The sequence below is a fragment of the Tenacibaculum aquaeponti genome, assembly GCF_052084715.1.
Lineage (GTDB): Bacteria > Bacteroidota > Bacteroidia > Flavobacteriales > Flavobacteriaceae > Polaribacter.
In genome coordinates, this window is sequence record NZ_CP197288.1 from 3,386,736 (window position 1) to 3,400,895 (window position 14,160).

The 14,160-nt window shown below is 30.2% G+C and carries 11 protein-coding genes; all 11 read left to right on the forward strand.

Annotation, left to right across the window (positions count from 1 at the left end):
- Positions 1–14 precede the first annotated feature (14 nt).
- Complete coding sequence (locus tag ACSIGC_RS15490) at positions 15–3,020, forward strand: tetratricopeptide repeat protein (RefSeq protein WP_442265682.1); 3,006 nt, start codon at positions 15–17, stop codon at positions 3,018–3,020.
- Positions 3,021–3,033: 13 nt separating this feature from the next.
- A complete protein-coding gene (locus ACSIGC_RS15495; RefSeq protein WP_442265683.1) occupies positions 3,034–4,812 on the forward strand; it encodes a hypothetical protein in 1,779 nt (592 codons plus the stop codon).
- Positions 4,813–4,899: 87 nt separating this feature from the next.
- Positions 4,900–6,042, forward strand: coding sequence for a hypothetical protein (locus ACSIGC_RS15500; RefSeq protein ID WP_442265684.1), 1,143 nt, complete (start codon positions 4,900–4,902; stop codon positions 6,040–6,042).
- Between the two features lie 103 nt (positions 6,043–6,145).
- Positions 6,146–7,657, forward strand: coding sequence for an alanine/glycine:cation symporter family protein (locus ACSIGC_RS15505; protein WP_442265685.1), 1,512 nt, complete (start codon positions 6,146–6,148; stop codon positions 7,655–7,657).
- An 85-nt stretch (positions 7,658–7,742) separates the two neighbouring features.
- The gene (locus ACSIGC_RS15510; RefSeq protein WP_442265686.1) at positions 7,743–9,191 is read left to right on the forward strand and encodes a M20/M25/M40 family metallo-hydrolase; all 1,449 of its coding nucleotides are present in this window, start codon (positions 7,743–7,745) and stop codon (positions 9,189–9,191) included.
- 34 nt (positions 9,192–9,225) lie between these two features.
- Complete coding sequence (locus ACSIGC_RS15515; RefSeq protein WP_442265687.1) at positions 9,226–9,558, forward strand: DoxX family protein; 333 nt, start codon at positions 9,226–9,228, stop codon at positions 9,556–9,558.
- A gap of 5 nt (positions 9,559–9,563) precedes the next feature.
- Entirely contained in the window at positions 9,564–11,177 is a 1,614-nt protein-coding gene (locus tag ACSIGC_RS15520; protein ID WP_442265688.1) for an amidohydrolase, read from the forward strand.
- 189 nt (positions 11,178–11,366) lie between these two features.
- Entirely contained in the window at positions 11,367–11,846 is a 480-nt protein-coding gene (locus ACSIGC_RS15525; protein ID WP_442265689.1) for a hypothetical protein, read from the forward strand.
- A gap of 243 nt (positions 11,847–12,089) precedes the next feature.
- Positions 12,090–12,629: a sigma-70 family RNA polymerase sigma factor gene (locus ACSIGC_RS15530; RefSeq protein ID WP_442265690.1), complete on the forward strand. Its 540-nt coding sequence runs from the start codon at positions 12,090–12,092 to the stop codon at positions 12,627–12,629.
- On the forward strand, positions 12,629–13,213 hold the full coding sequence (locus ACSIGC_RS15535) for a Crp/Fnr family transcriptional regulator (RefSeq protein WP_442265691.1): 585 nt from the start codon (positions 12,629–12,631) through the stop codon (positions 13,211–13,213). The genes ACSIGC_RS15530 and ACSIGC_RS15535 overlap by 1 nt, the downstream gene beginning before the upstream one ends.
- Before the next feature lie 70 nt (positions 13,214–13,283).
- Entirely contained in the window at positions 13,284–13,958 is a 675-nt protein-coding gene (locus tag ACSIGC_RS15540) for a type 1 glutamine amidotransferase domain-containing protein (protein ID WP_442265692.1), read from the forward strand.
- Positions 13,959–14,160 lie beyond the last annotated feature (202 nt).

The following is a 14,160-nucleotide window of genomic DNA, read 5'->3' on the forward strand; positions in this document are numbered from 1 at the left end:
AGATAAATTCTAAAATGAAATATAAATATTTATTTATAACACTTTGTTACTTTTTAAGTTTTTTAAATGTTGAAGGGCAAAACACTGAAGTCCAAACTAATATTGATGCAAGGTTTCACAGAGCGATAACTTTGTATAATAATAAAGCGTATTCAGGGGCACAAAGAGTATTCAAAGAAGTATCAGAAAATACGGCGAAACACAATTTACAAACCGATGCAGATTTTTATGATGCCATGTGCGCAATTAAGCTTAATCAGACAGATGCAGATAAAAAAGTGCTCGATTTTGTTAAAAAACATCCTTACAGTAGTAAAAAGGAAAAAGCTTTTTTAAATGTTGGAAATTATTATTTCGCAAATAGAAAAGCTTCACATTCTTTAAAATGGTATTCTAAAGTAAATCCTGCTTTATTAAATGTTGAAGAGAATAAAGAACTGAATTATAAAATGGGTTATGCGCTTTTAGTTTCTAACTATTTTGAAGATGCTAAAAAGAAGTTTGCAAAGTTATTGGGAGATCCTAGATATGGAAATGATTCAAGATATTTCTACGGATATATAGCGTATAGACAAGAAAACTACGGAGAGGCTGAAGATAATTTACAACAATTATCAGATAATGAAACTTATAAGTCTGAAGCGAACTACTATCTGTTAGATATGGCTTTTAAAAGCGGAAAGTTTGATAAAGCAGCTCAAATTGGAGAAAAGATTTTTCCGAAAGCTAAGGAAAAACAAAAATCAGATATCAGTAAAATTATTGGAGAAAGTTATTTCAACTTAGAAAAATATGATAAAGCTGTTCCTTATTTGAATCAATATGAAGGGAAAAAAGGAAAATGGACAAATACTGATTATTATTATTTAGGATATTCTTACTATAAATTAGAAGATTACGAAAGCGCAATCGGGCAGTTTAATAAAATTATAAACGGTCAAAATAGTGTTGCTCAGAGTGCTTATTATCATTTAGGAGAATGTTATTTAAAAGCAGGTAAGAAGAATGAAGCTTTAAATGCATTTAAAAATGCAAGTGAAATGAATTTCAATCCTGTAATTACTGCAGATGCTGATTTTAATTATGCGAAATTAAGTTACGAAGAAGGTAACCCGTACAAAAGTGTTCCAGATGTCTTAAAAGCACATTTAGCAAAATATCCACAATCACAAAATTCAAAAGAAATTTCTGGATTATTAATTACTTCTTATTTAAATCAACAAGATTATCAAGGTGCTATAGACTATTTAAGAGCAAATCAAAATCCAGAAAATGATGCTTTAGCAAACGAAGTTTCATTATACAGAGGAATCCAATTATTTAACGAACAAAAACTAAAAAAATCATTACCACATTTTTTAATTGCTACCGATGCGGTAAATGATACAATTAAAAATAAAGGTCATTATTGGCTAGGTGAAACTAATTATTTGTTAGGAAACTATGAAAATGCTGTTGCATCTTTCTCTAAAATAGAAAATTCAAATTTTGAGGAAGCTAAATACTTAAACTATAATATAGCCTACGCTTTTTTTAAGCAAAAGGACTATGATAATGCTACAACATACTTTGAAGAATTTTTGAAAGAAAATATTGATGAAAACGATTTAAATGATGATGCATCAAATCGTTTGGGAGATTCTTATTATGCTACGAAACGTTACGGAAAAGCAATGCAAGCGTATGATAAGGTAATCCAAGAAGGAGGTGCAGGGTCAGATTATGCTCAATATCAAAAAGCAATGAGTGATGGTTTAATTGGTGATAGTAGCGAGAAAATAAATGATTTAAAAAAGTTGATTAAAGATTATCCAGCTTCAAATTTAAAAGATGATGCACTGTATCAATTAGGAATTACATATACTTCTAAAGGAAACGCAAATCAAGCTAAAAAGGCATATAATCAATTGTTAGAGGAGCATAGCCAAAGTGGTTATGTGCCAACAGTGTTATTACGCCAAGGATTATTAGAGTATAATAATGGAAATAATAGAGATGCACTTATAAAGTTTAAAGAAGTAGTTGCAAAATTCCCAAATTCTAATGAAGCTAAACAAGCAGTTGCTAGTGCAAGAAATGTTTATGTAGATACTGGAAAAGTAAATGAATATGCGGCTTGGGTAAAAACTATCGATTTTGTAAATGTATCTAATAGTGATATAGACAACACAACTTATGAAGCTGCGGAAAATAAATTTTTAGAAAATGATAAAGTAAGAGCAATTAGCGGATTTAAAACATATTTACGAGATTTTCCTAACGGAATTCATGCTTTAAAAGCAAATTTCTATCTAGGTCAATTATACTTTAACGGAACAAAAAAACAAAATGCTGTTCCACATTATGCTTATGTGATTAAAGCAGGAGTTAATGAGTTTTCAGAAGAAGCTTTAGCTAAACTAAGTCAATTATATTTAGAGAAGGAGAATTGGAAAAAAGCAATTCCTTTGTTAGAGCGCTTAGAACAAGAAGGTAATATTGATCAGAATTTAATTTTCGCTCAAAGTAATTTAATGAAAGGATATTATGATAGAAAAGATTATGAAAAGGCAGTAACTTATGCAGAGAAAGTATTAACTAATGGTAAAATAGATCAGGTTGTTGGTGAAGATGCTCAAATTATTTTAGCACGTTCTGCTATTGAAACAAATGATTTTACAACAGCTCAAGATTATTACAGTGCTTTAGATAATACAGCTACAGGAGAACTTAAAGCCGAAACATTATATTACAAAGCATTCTTTTTACATGAAGAAGAAGCTTATGAAAGTTCAAATGAAGAAATTCAGAATTTAATAGCAAATTACTCTAAATATCAATATTGGGGAGTAAAGAGTTACATTATAATGGCAAAGAACTATTATAAACTAAAAGATGCTTACCAAGCTACATATATCTTAGATAATATCGTGAAAAATTTTACTCAGTTTAAAGATCTTAATGAAGAAGCTAAAAACGAACTTAATAAAATTAAGAGTAAAGAAGCGAAAACAAATGAATCAATTAACTCTAAACAATAAAAGTTAAAAGAGAATGAAAAGAGGAATAGTAGTCACTATAGCAATGTTTGTAGTAAGCTTTAGTATAGCTCAAAATAAACCAAAGACAGAGAAATCTAAAGATTCAATTATAAAAACAGAAGTAGTAGAGGTAGTAACTTCTTACGCACCAAAAGTTACAGATGCTTTTAAAATTAAAAAGAAACCTGTAATTAAATTATCAGATAAAGCTAAACGTAAATCTTTAGAATATAAGATTCAACCAGTTTCAGTCGCGTCTAAATTTAAACCTAAGAGTGGTGTTTTAAAAGGAATTGATGTTGGTGAACGTGAGCGTTTATTTGATAATTATTTTTCTTTAGGTTTCGGAAATAATTTAACTCCTTTTGTAGAAGCTTATTTTCAAAATACAAGTGCTTTTGAATATGAATATGGAGGTAAAATAAATTTTATATCATCTAAAGATCCTGTTCAAAATACAATATTAAACAGCAGTTATTATAATGCAAGTGTTGATTTATTTTTAAAACAAGAAATGCGAAATTTCGACTGGAAAGTTGGTTTAAACGCTTATAGAAATAAATATAATTGGTATGGTTTACCTTCAGATATAGTCTTTTTAGATCCAACTATTAGTACTATAGAAGAAGAACAATTATATAAATATTATAATTTAAAAGGATCTATTTATTTTCCATACAGTGCAATAGAAGAAGTAAATACATCGATTGGGTATTTTTCAGACGACCAAGATTCTGATGAGATTCATGCTGATGTAGATGCAAAGTTTGCTATTCCTTTAGGAAGATTCGGATTGAATTATGAGGATTTAGACCTAAGAACGTCTATAAACTTTATCATGGGAGGTTTTGATAGAGCATATTCAGATCCTCTTCAAAAAATAAACTATAGTTTCGCAACGGCTGGAATTCATCCTACTTATGCTTTTTCATTTAAAGATTTTGATATCAAATTAGGAGGAAAAGCATATTATTCTTTCGATTTGGAAAATACAGAAGGAAAGTTTTTTGCATATCCAGATGTAGAAGTAAATTATCCGATTATTCCTAGGTATGCTAATATTTACGCTGGAGCTAAAGGAGATTTAACTGTAAATTCTTATGAGAGTTTTTCTAGAGAAAATCCATATGTTTCTCCAACATTAAACATTCAGCAATCTAGTGAGGCTTTTGATGCTTTTGGTGGATTTCGAGGAATTTTAAGTGGAAACTTAAATTACAATGTTAGAGCTAGTTTTAAGAAAGAAGAAAACAGAGCATTTTTTGTGTTAAATGAATCTGCTTCAAACGGAATTACAATAGGTTTTCCAAGTGGGATTTTATTCAGAGGATATAATTTTGGAAATTCATTCGACGTAATTTATGACGATATTACTACAGTTGGTTTCTTCGGAGAAGTAACTTATGATTTTTCTAGAAAATTAAACTTAGGTTTAAATGCAGAGTTCAATTCTTATAGTACAACAAATCAAGAAGAAGCTTGGAATTTACCACAAATTAAAGCTGATGTCTTTGCAAACTATAAAGTGAAGAAATGGTATGCAGGTGCAAATTTATATTTTGTAGGGAGTAGAAAAGGAGCTCAACGAAATGGCGCAGCATTTACAGCAATAGATTTAAATGCTTATATCGATTTAAATCTTAATGGAGGTTATCATTTTAATGATTTATTTTCAGTTTTCTTACAAGCAAATAACATAACCAATAGTAATTATCAAAGATTTACCAATTTCGATGCCCAAGGATTCCAAATTATTGGAGGATTCATTTGGAAGTTTGATGCACTATTTTAATGAATGATAAACAATTTTAAATGCAAAAACACAACTATAAAACAATAGTTGTGTTTTTGTTTTGATAAAAAAACGTACCTTGAAAATATGTTAATTCATGTTTCAAATTATATTACTGCAATTGTATGTTTAATTACTTTTTTTGTGATTCATCGTGTTTATCGCAAAGAAAAATCTAAAAGTCAAACTTCTACTTCGGTAGACGGTATTAAGTGGTTTGCTTTAGCAATATTTTCTTGGGGAATTGGAGCTTTTTTGAATATTATATTGAATGAAGTCTTTCAATTAGAGCAGTCAAATAGTATCATAATTAGTATTGGAGTTTTCTTCTCACTGCTAAACTCATTATTTATATTATTATCAATTCCTTCAATTCAACATAATGAAAAAAGAAACATTGTAATTCGAATTATAGAACGTTTTACAAATAAAGAAGTATTTGTAATCTTCGGAGGTGTTTTGGTTATGAACGCTTTCGTTTTTCTGATTTCATTTTTTACAAATACACCATCAAAATCAAGTAATAATGTCATTTGGTTAATCGATATTCCAATATCTATCGTGGTCGCATTTGCACTTTTACAAGAGTTAAATAAAGCATTTAAAAATAGAGGAATGCGTTTTATGTTTCTACCAACTCTAGCTTTATTCTTATTGATTATTGTTGCAGTTACACATCGAATTTTTCCTGAAGAAAGCCTGTCAAATTGGATTAATACTACTACTTGGGGGATTTTAGGTGTGGTATCTAGTATATCATTTAAGTTTTTATTCATACTCTTATTTACGATCTTACTATATAGTTGGAAATTACTAGCTGAGAAAGAAGAAAAACAAACAGAATTACAAGAAACAAAACTTTTACAAGAGCAATTAATTATAGAAAATGAAAAGCTACAAATTGCGAATGAAAGTCATTTAAGCACAATAAAAAGTTTGAAATCAGAAATTTTAGCTGAGAAAAAGAAATTTAAAGAACTGCAATTAGCGTCTAAAGTAGAGTTGTCTGATCGTCAAAAAGAAGTATTAGGAAATTTAGGCATTTGTGGAGAAGAAAAATCATATACTGAAATTGCTGAAGCAATGAATATAAGTGTCGATGGATTTCAAACTCATATTTATCAAATCAAAAAAGTACTTAATATTTCTGGAACAGGTGGGAAAGAACAGTTAATTGCTTACGCTAAAGATCACGAATTGCTTGATTTTGCTACGATTCAGCATGATTAACCATATGCTTAATCATTGCTGCTTTTAAAAAGAGCATTGTGTAACCTTTACATGTTTTGTCTTTACAAACATTTTTGTGTGAAACATTTTAATCACACAAAATATGGCATTTCTCATTCAAGAAACACAAAGTTTAGATCAACAAATTAATCAATCTTTTCATGAAGCAACGAGTTGGTTTACCGATGCAATTTTATATCAAATTCCGATAACAAATACCATTTCTATTCCTTGGGTGTTAATCATTCTTGTATTTGGTGCATTGTATTTTTCAATCTATTTCAAAGGAATAAATATCCGTAGCTTTTTAACTTCAGTAAATATCATTAGAGGAAAATATGATCATATTGATATTCCAAATCAAGAAGATGTTAAAGAAACAATACGAGTTGAAGGTCATGGAGAAGTTTCACATTTTCAAGCATTAACAGCCGCACTTTCAGCAACAGTAGGTTTAGGTAATATTGCTGGAGTTGCCATTGCTTTATCCATTGGTGGAGCTGGAGCTACATTTTGGATGATTGTTATTGGATTGTTAGGAATGGCGTCAAAATTTGTCGAATGTACTTTAGGTGTAAAATATAGAGAAATAGCAAAAGACGGAACTGTTTTTGGCGGACCGATGTATTATCTTAAAAAAGGTTTTTCACAATTAGGTTTTTCTAAAGTAGGAAAATTGTTGTCGATTTTATTTGCAGTAATGTGTGTTGGAGGTTCTTTTGGAGGAGGAAATATGTTTCAAGTAAATCAAGCATTTAAATTATTTGAGTATGTTACTGGAGCAGAAGAAAGTTTTATTTATGGAAAAGGTTGGATTTTCGGATGTATCATGGCCATTTTTTCGGGAATAGTAATTATTGGTGGAATCAAAAAAATAGCTAAAGTAACAGACAAAGTTGTACCTGTTATGGTGGTCGTATATGTGTTCGCTGTTATTGTAGTTTTATTAACTAATTTTTCTGAAATTCCAAATGCGATATCACAAATTATCAATGGAGCGTTTGATCCTGAAGGAATCGCAGGTGGTTTTATTGGTGTAATGATTCAAGGTTTTCGTCGTGGTGCATTTTCAAATGAAGCTGGAATCGGATCTTCTTCGATAGCACATGCAGCAGTAAAAACAAATTATGCAGCTAGTGAAGGTTTAGTAGCTTTATTGGAGCCTTTTATCGATACTGTAATTGTTTGTACCATGACAGCCCTAGCATTAATTATAACAGGACAAATAACTGCTGGAAATGAAGTGTCTTTTGAACAAGGAGCAATTTTAACTTCTAAAGCATTGGAAAGTAGTATTTCTTGGTTTCCGTATGTATTAACTATAGCTGTGATTTTGTTTGCATTTTCTTCTATGATTTCTTGGTCGTATTATGGTTATCAAGCCTGGACTTTTCTCTTCGGAAGAAATAAAACTATCGGAAATATTTACAAAGTCATCTTTTGCATATTTACAGTTGTTGGAGCGGCAGCTACTTTAAATGCAGTAACCGATTTTTCTGATGCTATGGTTTTTTCTATGATGGTTCCTAACATGATAGGTTTAGTAGTTTTAGCTCCACAAGTATTAAAAGAATTAAAAAAATATAAGTTGAAGATTAAGGAAAATAAACATTAATCAAAAATGTGTTTATAAGAACGTGAAACTTACAATGAAAAAAAAATAAAACCGTAATTTTAAACTCCATTAATTAAACCAAAACATGAAAAAAACTCTCATTTTTTTATTGGCAGCAACTGTAATTGGTAGCTGTAATACAGATAAAAAAGAAAAAGCTGATGAAACGAAAGCTGTTGCTATTGTAAATAAAGCAGAGCAAAAGAAAGACAGTGCTAATATTAAACATTTTTTTAATGCAGCATTAACTGAAGGAAAGTCATATGAATGGCTACGTGATTTAACTCAAAATATTGGAGGTCGTTTATCGGGTTCTCCTCAAGCTGCTAAAGCTGTTGTTTGGGGTGAACAACTAATGAAAGACGTAGGTTTAGATTCTGTGTGGTTGCAACCTGTTATGGTGCCACATTGGGTTCGAGGAGAAAAAGAAGAAGCGTATTATACTATAAACGGAAAGAAAAAAGATGTTCCTGTTTGTGCTTTAGGTTTCTCAATTGCTACTCCTGCATCTGGAATTAAAGCTGAAGTTATTGAGGTAAAAAGTTTAAAAGAAGCAGAAGAACTAGGCGACAAACTAAAAGGAAAGATAGTATTCTTTAACGGAGCTTTCGATGAAACTTTAATCAATACTTTTCAAGCTTACGGAGGTTGTGTTGGGCAACGTTTTTCTGGAGCTAGAATTTGTGGACAGTTTGGTGCTAAAGGAGTAATTGTTCGTTCAATGACTAATGGAATCAACGATTATCCTCATACCGGAACAATGAGTTACGGAGAAATGCCAAAAGAACAATATATTCCTGCAGCAGCAATTAGTTCTAGAGCAGCAGAAAATTTAAGTGCAGATTTAAAAAAGAATCCAAGTTTACAGTTTTACTTCAAGCAAAGTTGCGAAACATTACCAGATGCGCCATCTCATAACGTTGTTGGTGAAATAAAAGGAAGTGAAAATCCAGAGAAAATTATTGTTGTAGGAGGACATTTAGATTCTTGGGATTTAGGTGAAGGTGCTCACGATGATGGAACAGGAGTTGTACAATCTTTAGAAGTTGCATATTTATTAAAGAAGAATAATATAAAACCTAAAAATACAATTCGAATTGTATTTTTTATGAATGAAGAAAACGGAACTCGTGGAGCTAAAGAATACGCTAGATTAGCAAAATTGAATAAAGAAATTCATGTTGCTGGTTTAGAAAGTGATGCGGGCGGACACACTCCTAGAGGTTTTTCTATTGATGCAAATGCTGAAAATACAGCTTTGGTTCAAAGTTGGAAAATGTTATTGGCTCCTTACGGTTTGCACGATTTAATTAAAGGAGGAAGTGGAGCAGATATTTCTCCGTTAAAAGACGATCATGTTACTTTAGCTGGATATAGACCAGACAGTCAGCGTTATTTTGATTATCACCATACGTCTACAGATACTTTCGATAAAGTAAATAAAAGAGAATTAGAGTTGGGTAGTGCATCTATGACAAGTTTAGTGTACTTAATGGATAAATATTTATATACAGACGAAAAAGTAAAACCATAATATGGAGCAAATGTTTTTGTATTCAAGGTTTCTTATGGCAGTAATGTTAATAGCTATCGGGTTTCATCATTTTTATAAACCTAAATTTTATTATCCAATCATACCAGCTTTTTTTCCAAAGCTTTTTGTTACATATGCTTCAGGTATGGTAGAATTAGTAATAGGAATAGGTTTGTGTATTCCAAATTATCAGAAATATGCAGCTTTAGGAATGGCTTTGCTTATGATTACGTTTTTACCATTACATATTTGGGATATCACAAGAGAAAAACCAGCAATGAAAACAAAAAAAGGAGCTTACATTAGGCTTGTTATTCAATTTGTTTTGATAGCGTGGGCATGGTTCTTATTCAAAAAACTAAACTAACTTAAATGAAAAAAATAATTCTATTATCGGCATTAGGATTCTTAGCATATTCTTGTCAACAAAAACAAAAAGTTGATGTTATTGTTAAAAATGCGAATGCCTATACCGTAAATAAAAATTTCGAAACTGTTGAAAGTTTTGCCATTCAAGATGGAAAATTTGTAGCGGTTGGATCAACATCAGAAATTGAAAATAAATACGAAGCAACTTCAGTTATTGATGCTGAAGGAAAAGCAGTATATCCAGGTTTTATAGATGGACATTGTCATTTCTTTAGATACGGATTGCAATTACAAAAAGTAGATGTTACTGGAACTGAAAGTTATGATGCTGTTTTAGAAAAATTAGTCGTTTTTCAGAAAGAAAAAAACCTTCCTTTTATCACAGGTAGAGGTTGGGATCAAAATGATTGGGAAGTAAAAAAGTTTCCTACTAAGGAGAAACTAGATCAACTTTTCCCAGATACTCCTGTAGCAATCACAAGAGTTGACGGACATGCAATGTTGGTGAATCAAAAAGCTTTAGATGTTTCTGGAATTACAAACGATTCTAAAGTAGAAGGAGGAGAGTTTATCAAAGAAGATGGAAAACTAACAGGAGTCTTAATCGACAATGCAATGGATTTTGTAAAAGTTCCTGTGGCTTCTAAAGCAGAACAAATTCAAGCCTTAAAAGATGCTGAGAAAATTAATTTTTCTTACGGATTAACAACTGTTGTTGATGCAGGTTTAGATCAAGAAACAATCGAACTAATCGATAGTTTACAGCAAGCTGATGATTTAAAAATTAGAATATATGCAATGGTTTCTGCAACACAAAAGAATTTGGATTACTACATTAAAAAAGGAATTATTAAAACAGATCGTTTAAATGTTCGTTCTTTTAAAGTATACGGAGACGGAGCTTTAGGTTCTCGTGGAGCTGCACTTAAAAAACCATATAGCGATCGTCATAATCATTTCGGAGCATTAATTTTCTCACCTGAGCGTTACAAGGAAATTGCCAAACAAATTGCAGATTCAGAATATCAAATGAATACACATGCAATTGGAGATTCAGCAAATTATTTAATGTTGAAAACGTATCAAGAAGTTTTAAAAGGTCAAACTGATAGGCGTTGGAGAATCGAGCATGCACAAATTGTAGATCAACAAGATTTCGATTTGTTTAAAAATGTAATTCCATCTATTCAGCCGACACACGCAACTTCAGATATGTACTGGGCAGCAGATCGAGTAGGAGAAGAAAGAATAAAAGGAGGCTATGCATTTAAACAGCTTTTAAATGTATATGGAAAAGTAGCTTTAGGTACCGATTATCCTGTAGAAAAAGTAAATCCGTTTTTAACTTTTTACGCAGCTGTTGCTAGAAAAGATTTAAATAATTATCCTGAAAACGGATATCAAATGGAAAATGCTTTAACAAGAGAAGAAACTTTAAAGGGAATGACAATTTGGAATGCCTATGCTAATTTCGAAGAAAATGAAAAAGGAAGTATCGAAGTAGGTAAAATGGCAGATTTCATCATCTTAGATCAAGATATTATGACTGTTGAAATTAATAAAGTTCCAAAGACAAAAGTTCTTGAAACTTACTTAGCTGGACAAAAAGTAAAGTAATTTTACAAGTCAATAAAATAAAAGGATACTATTAGCGTTAGCAATTTGGCTGAAAACTATTTAAAAGGTAAAACTTAAATTCTTTTGTCAGAAATAAAAAGAGTTAACAGCTTAGTAGTAATTAAAATAGTTATAAAGGGTTATTTTTATATTCTGTAAGGAATTAAAAAATAACCCGTTTTTTATATTATGAAATCAATAAAACTAATAATTGTATTCTTTTGTGTCATATTTGTAGTAAATGCTCAAGAATCAGAAAAACAAGCATTGCAAAAACTTTCATTTTTAATAGGTGATTGGCAAGGAACTTCAATTTCTTACGGTAAAGATGGAGTTAAAAAAGTATCCGTAACAGAAAATGTTAGTTATTTAATGGATGGTAATTTAATTCAACTTAACGTAAAATCTCCATGGATTGCTTTACATACTATTGTGAGTTATAATCTTAAGGACAAAAATTATTACTATTATCCATTTACAAAAAACGGAAATAAACAAGGTTATAAAGGTGAAGTAGTAGATGGAAATTTTATGGTATATTTTAATGAAAGCAGACGTTTAATATTTACAAAAACAGAAAAAGGAGAATTTCATGAGTTTGGAGAACGTTTAGTAAATGGTGTTTGGGAAAAATACTTCGAAGATATTTTGCAGCTTCAAGAAAAATAATTTTACAAGTTTGCATCTTTTTCACAAGAATAATGTCTATTGTATGAAGTTTAAAAATAGATATTATGATATACAAAGGAGAATGCACATGTAATTGTGATGGATGCAAAACAGGGAATTGTTCTAATTGTACATGTGATAACTGTACTTGTTCTAACTGTAATTGTTAATTAAAATAGTTTAAAACAGGGTTTCAATAATTATATATTGAAACTCTGTTTTTAGTAAATTATCTTTGTATATATGAATACTAATGAGGTTTGGACGAATTACAGTGAAGATTTAAAGCGTTTTATTCTTAGTAAAGTAAAAGAAGAAGCAACATCGGAAGATATTTTGCAAGATGCTTTTATTAGAATTCATAGTAAATTATCTACATTAAAAGAACCGTCAAAATTAAAGTCCTGGGTTTTTACAATTGTTAGAAATACAATGTACGATTACTTTAAATCTAATGGTAAAACAATAACATTCGATAACATAGATATAGAGTTTGAAGAAGAAAGTAATGAGCATACGGAAAGAGATTGCTTGCCAGGAATAATTAAAAATTTACCTAAGAAATATAGAACTCCACTTTTCTTGTATGATATCAAAGGAGTAAAACAGCAAGAGATAGCAAAACAATTGAATTTACCTTTGCCTACAGTTAAATCTCAAATTCAAAGAGGAAGAAAATTAATAGCAAAAGGTTTTATGGATTGTTGTGGTTATACGATAAATGAAAATGGTAAATTAGTGGGCGAAATACAGGACAAAAAAGACTGTAAAGTGTGTAAATAATGTTATCGGAAATCATTGTAAATACTATTTTTAAAACTCTTGATTTAAAACAAACAGAAAAAGATAATATACTTTCTAAGTTGGTGTATATTCAGGTGAAAAAAGGAGAGCTGTTGTTAACGCAAAATCATGATGTTAAAGATCAGTTTTTTGTGTTGAATGGTTGTTTAAGAACTTATCATCTTGATGATTCTGGAAAGGAGCATACATTACAGTTTGCTATTAAAGATTGGTGGATAAGTGATTATATTGCCTTATGGGCAAATAGAAAATCTGTTTTAAATGTTGCTTGTATTCAAGATGCAGAATTAGTAAAAATAAGCCAACAAGATTTAGATCAACTTTTTTCTGAAGTCCCTAAATTAAATGCTTTTTTTCGATTAAAATTACAGAACGCTTTTGTTCGTCAAGAAAAAAGAATTTTAGCAAATCTTACAAAAACGGCAAAAGAAAGATATTTAGACTTTTTAAAAGTATATCCAGATTTCGAAAAACATATAAAAAACTTCCATATCGCATCTTACTTAGGAATTACTACTGAAAGTTTAAGTAGAATACGAAAAGAAATTTCATTAAAAGCATAAATTACCATACATCAATTTTTATCTCTGAGTTAGATTTTAAATTTGTAATATAATTTATATCACTTAACTCATGAAAAAAGTATTATTTGTTTTAACTAGCCACGATAAGCTAGGAAATACAGAAGAAAAAACAGGTTTTTGGGTAGAAGAATTTGCAAACCCTTATTACTATTTAGCGGATAAAGAAGTTGAAATAACATTAGCTTCACCAAAAGGAGGTCAACCTCCAATTGACCCAAAAAGTGAATTGGCAGATTTTCAAACACCATCAACAGAACGTTTTAATAAAGATGAACAACTTCAAAATAAATTAGCTAATACAAAAGTATTGAGCGAAGTAAAATCAGAAGATTTTGATGCTGTTTTTTATCCAGGAGGTCATGGACCACTTTGGGATTTAGCAGAAGATAAAGATTCAGTTCGTTTAATTGAAGATTTCTATAATAGCAATAAGCCTGTAGGAGCAGTTTGTCACGCACCAGCTGTTTTAAAAAACACAACAGCTAATGGAGAATCTTTAGTTAAAGGAAAGAAAGTCACAGGTTTTAGTAATACAGAAGAAGAAGCTGTACAGTTGACAGAAGTAGTTCCTTTTTTAGTAGAAAATATGTTACAAGAAAATGGAGGTGAATATTCTAAAGCAGAAGATTGGCATCCGTATGCAGTAGAAGACGGACATTTAATTACCGGACAAAACCCTGCATCTTCAGAATTAGTTGCAGAATTATTATTGAAGCAATTATAATAAGAGCTAAATAAAAAACCACTCAAGCAATTGAGTGGTTTTTTTCTCCATGAAAAAGAAAAACTACTATTAAAAACTACGAAACAACATATAATATTTTATAGTTTGTTTTAAACAGTGTTTAATAAAAGTCTTATTACTGTTTTTTAATGTCGTAAAGCATAACCTGCTGCTTTACCTAATTGCTTTAAATTCATTAAAA

Bases quoted from the DNA above. Each gene is read 5' to 3' on its own strand.
- ACSIGC_RS15510 (WP_442265686.1), top strand. From the start codon at position 7,743: ATGAAAAAAACTCTCATTTTTTTATTGGCAGCAACTGTAATTGGTAGC.
- ACSIGC_RS15540 (WP_442265692.1), top strand. From the start codon at position 13,284: ATGAAAAAAGTATTATTTGTTTTAACTAGCCACGATAAGCTAGGAAAT.
- ACSIGC_RS15525 (WP_442265689.1), top strand. From the start codon at position 11,367: ATGAAATCAATAAAACTAATAATTGTATTCTTTTGTGTCATATTTGTA.
- ACSIGC_RS15500 (WP_442265684.1), top strand. From the start codon at position 4,900: ATGTTAATTCATGTTTCAAATTATATTACTGCAATTGTATGTTTAATT.
- ACSIGC_RS15495 (WP_442265683.1), top strand. From the start codon at position 3,034: ATGAAAAGAGGAATAGTAGTCACTATAGCAATGTTTGTAGTAAGCTTT.
- ACSIGC_RS15490 (WP_442265682.1), top strand. From the start codon at position 15: ATGAAATATAAATATTTATTTATAACACTTTGTTACTTTTTAAGTTTT.
- ACSIGC_RS15515 (WP_442265687.1), top strand. From the start codon at position 9,226: ATGGCAGTAATGTTAATAGCTATCGGGTTTCATCATTTTTATAAACCT.
- ACSIGC_RS15505 (WP_442265685.1), top strand. From the start codon at position 6,146: ATGGCATTTCTCATTCAAGAAACACAAAGTTTAGATCAACAAATTAAT.
- ACSIGC_RS15535 (WP_442265691.1), top strand. From the start codon at position 12,629: ATGTTATCGGAAATCATTGTAAATACTATTTTTAAAACTCTTGATTTA.
- ACSIGC_RS15520 (WP_442265688.1), top strand. From the start codon at position 9,564: ATGAAAAAAATAATTCTATTATCGGCATTAGGATTCTTAGCATATTCT.
- ACSIGC_RS15530 (WP_442265690.1), top strand. From the start codon at position 12,090: ATGAATACTAATGAGGTTTGGACGAATTACAGTGAAGATTTAAAGCGT.